The 2,652-nt window shown below is 45.7% G+C and carries 3 protein-coding genes; 2 read left to right on the top strand and 1 reads right to left on the bottom strand.

What is annotated here, in order from left to right; genetic code table 11:
- On the top strand, window positions 1-516 hold a 516-nt coding region (locus B3V51_RS01470), incomplete at its 5' end, for an AGE family epimerase/isomerase (protein WP_286707845.1).
- A 267-nt stretch (window positions 517-783) separates the two neighbouring features.
- Entirely contained in the window at window positions 784-1,347 is a 564-nt protein-coding gene (locus tag B3V51_RS01475) for an NUDIX hydrolase (RefSeq protein WP_058025448.1), read from the top strand.
- Window positions 1,348-1,428: 81 nt separating this feature from the next.
- Here B3V51_RS01475 and B3V51_RS01480 read toward each other — a convergent pair.
- Window positions 1,429-2,652 (bottom strand): insulinase family protein (locus tag B3V51_RS01480; RefSeq protein WP_349676136.1); only part of this gene is annotated, 1,224 nt, incomplete at its 5' end.

The raw sequence follows: 2,652 nt of genomic DNA on the forward strand, positions 1-2,652 counted from the left end.
TGGGGACTCACACCTGGTCACTTTGCAGAATGGGCAGGACTGCTGCTCAAGGTTGAGTCTGCTTGTACGGCACGTGATTATGAGGTGCCTGATTGGCTGCTACCTGATGCCATCGCATTATTTGATAGCGCTATCAATCGTGGCTGGGCACCTGACGGTCAGCCCGGCATGGTTTATACCATTGGCTGGGATGATGAGATTTCAATACCAAACCGTCCTTACTGGGTACAGGCGGAGATGGCTAATACCGCACTAATGCTATCGCGCCGTACGGGTGATCCGCGCTTTGAATATTACTACCGCTTAGCTTGGGATTATATTGCCAGTACTTTGATTGATCTTGAGCACGGCGGCTGGCGTCATGAGGTAGATGCAGATGGCAACTTAAGTACGGTCATATATCCGACGCGCGAAGATCTTTATCATGACTTTCAAGCCACGTTGACGCCATTGATTCCTATCTCTGCGTCGGTAGCTGGTGGACTACGCACACAAATGCTCAAAATAAAAACCTAATTGCTATGATCTAATTTTTATGACCTAATTCCTATGTAGGATATACTCGATAATATAAGAACGCTTTGATGGCAATTAAAATGCGCTATCAGAGCGTTTTCTTTGTAATCATAAAAATTAAATAAAATAACTTTTTCGTTAAAAGTAAAAGGATATCCTCAAAAGTATTTGTCACTATCGCTGCTGTATACAAAAGCAAACATCAGAACGGCAAAAAAACTTTTAACATAAGTGGACATACAATATTTACTAATAAAGGTAGTTGGTATGAGCTATTGTCTCCAATGCGGTCATAAAGCAGAACGAAAAATCCCACCTACAGATAATATGCCGCGCTTGGTGTGCCCCAATTGTCACTATATCCACTACGAAAACCCAAAGGTTATCTGTGGTTCGCTAGTCGTACACGAAGACAGAGTCCTACTGTGCCGCCGAGCGATCGAGCCGCAATATGGGCTATGGACGATACCTGCAGGTTTTATGGAAAACGGCGAAACCATGGCTGAAGGCGCCGCACGCGAGAGCTACGAAGAAGCTGATGCCATCGTACTGAATCCGCATCTATACTGCATTTATGACCTACCAGATATTGGGCAGATCTACTCTATTTATCTCGCCGATCTAAAAGATGGTGCGTACGGTATTGGCTCAGAAAGCCTTGATTGTGCGCTATTTAGTGAAGAAGATATTCCATGGGATACGCTGGCCTTTGAGGCCATTCGCCTTACCTTAAAAAACTATTTTTCTGATCGTAAGCAGTATAACGAGTTGTCAGAATTCCCGATCCATCAAGACAAAATCGGCAAAGATTTGAGTATCAAACGGTACTAAGCAAATACTACATACAAAAAAGCCAAGCATCATGCTTGGCTTTTTATATTTAACTTTTAATAAAGAACAAACCTAATTGTCTTAGCTCTTAATTCTACATACTTCAAAACCAAGACCTTTCACCGTCTCTTCTTTATCATAAGGTGCTAACACGGCACGTACATGGTTTTGACCTTGCAGATATTGCTTGGCAACACGCTGCAAGTCATCGATAGTCACGGCTAGGATAGCGGCGCGCATTTTACGTTGCCAGTCAGCACCGCGATGATGCAAGTTGGCAAAGCACGCCTTAATCGCTTCTCCTGCAGGCGAGCCCGGTTTATCCATACCGGAGATAATACCCAAAATGGCTTCTTCTAATTGCTCATCGGTTTGTGGCTCGTTTAAGATCCACTCGATACTGGCCTCAAAATGCTCAAAGGTTTCAGCGCACTGCGGATCGCGGTAACTAAAGAACTTAAAGGCGCAAGCATTGGCGTCATAGCCCGCACCGCCGCCATAGGCACCGCCGCGTTCACGAATGGCGCTGTGCAGATAGCCATTACGTAGGTAAGGCGCTAATACCATGAGTGCGGCAGTATCAGGATGGTCAGCCGCTGGTACCGTATAAGCACTGGCATTATGATAAACGTTGGTTGGCACTAACCACGCTAAATCTGCAACATCGAGCACATTGTTTTTAACATCGTCGCCACTCTCTAATGCCTTGACTGAATTAGTCTCACCATTTAACGCAGTATCTAGATGCAGATTTGCAAATTCGCTAGGGATATTTGCTTCAGTATTGTCTGCTTTTTCAGCAGCTTGTAGTGCTTTGCTCTCTGTCCAGCTATCGACGATGAGGCCACTCAAGCGTTCCGTTTGCTCGGCTTCACAGATAATAACGGCATGCTTAGGTAAGCTGATCAAACGTTGATGCAAGTCCATCAAACTGGTCGCTAATTGATCCCACTGTGCATCATCAGTACTGGCATGACCCAAGAACGCTTTTAGTGCGTTTAGTGCTGGTAAACCACTACGCACATATTCTAGCTGCGCTTGACGACTCATACCGCGACTGGCGGTTTGCATTGCATATGAGTGACCAGAACCTGCCAAATTAGATTGCCAGCTGGCTTGACGCTGCTGCAAGATTTCTTTGATACGGCCATGCTCAGTAAAGATGCTATGCTCCATCACCTCTTTGAGCAAATCAATCGCTTCAGGTTTGCGGTTGAGCGCACGCGTTGCCACGACAAAGTAGCTGCTAATGGACTGGCTGTCATCCACATGAGTACGCTGACTGATACGCGCGGTCACACCCGA

The sequence above is a fragment of the Psychrobacter sp. UBA2514 genome (assembly GCF_002341255.1).
Lineage (GTDB): Bacteria > Pseudomonadota > Gammaproteobacteria > Pseudomonadales > Moraxellaceae > Psychrobacter > Psychrobacter pacificensis.